The organism is Psychrobacter sp. T6-1, from assembly GCF_052258445.1.
Window position 1 is genome coordinate 1 of the sequence record NZ_JBQQFC010000698.1, and the last position, 702, is coordinate 702.

At 49.0% G+C, this 702-nt stretch carries 1 protein-coding gene and 1 pseudogene; both read left to right on the forward strand.

The features are described 5' to 3' along the window. On the forward strand, nt 1-132 hold a 132-nt coding region (locus ACTXGO_RS15470), incomplete at its 5' end, for a DALR anticodon-binding domain-containing protein (protein ID WP_443575144.1). A 112-nt stretch (nt 133-244) separates the two neighbouring features. Next, nucleotides 245-702, forward strand: a pseudogene (locus tag ACTXGO_RS15475) (SPOR domain-containing protein); the annotation flags it as partial.

A 702-nucleotide genomic window follows, 5' to 3' on the forward strand; every position in this document is an offset into this window, starting at 1 on the left:
ACATCAGGGGCAACGCCAAATCAGGAGGAGCTTGATATGATGCAAGCGCGCCTGCATCTATCCAAAGCGGTCAGGCAGGTACTGGCTAATGGCTTGGGTCTGCTTGGACTATCAGCACCAACTAGCATGTAGCCCTGCTATAGACCCAAATCCATGAATAATTCAGCAAGCGCCCTTGCACTTGTTGATATAATGCCCTGATATCAAAGGCTCTTTGTTAGAAAATCGCCCAGGAGAAAGATCCATGCTCGCCAAAAAACCAAGAGGCGCTACCCAAAAGCGCAAATCAAGTAGCGTATCAGGCTTATTGTGGATGCTCGTTGGCGCAATACTAACGCTGATGATCGGAGTGTTTTTGTACTTATCGCCTTTGTTTGATTTTAGCCCCGCAGGTAGCGGCGCAGAATCCGATCCTGATCGGCAGGTACAGCCGCGTGTGGATACCGATACCGACAATAGCGACTATGAGTTCTATGACATCTTGCCCAATCAAGAGATGGCGACTATACCAGACGAGGACTTGGGCGAGTTTGACGATCAGATTGGCAGTATCAACGACTTTGAGCCGGACGTCGTAGTCAACCAGACTGAGGATACCTCAAGTCCTACGGATACGGGCAATTTTGGTATCGCTGAGAGTACAACGATAGAGCCTGCTCGCGGCAATAGCAATGCTGCTAATAGCGACAATGATATCGTTAT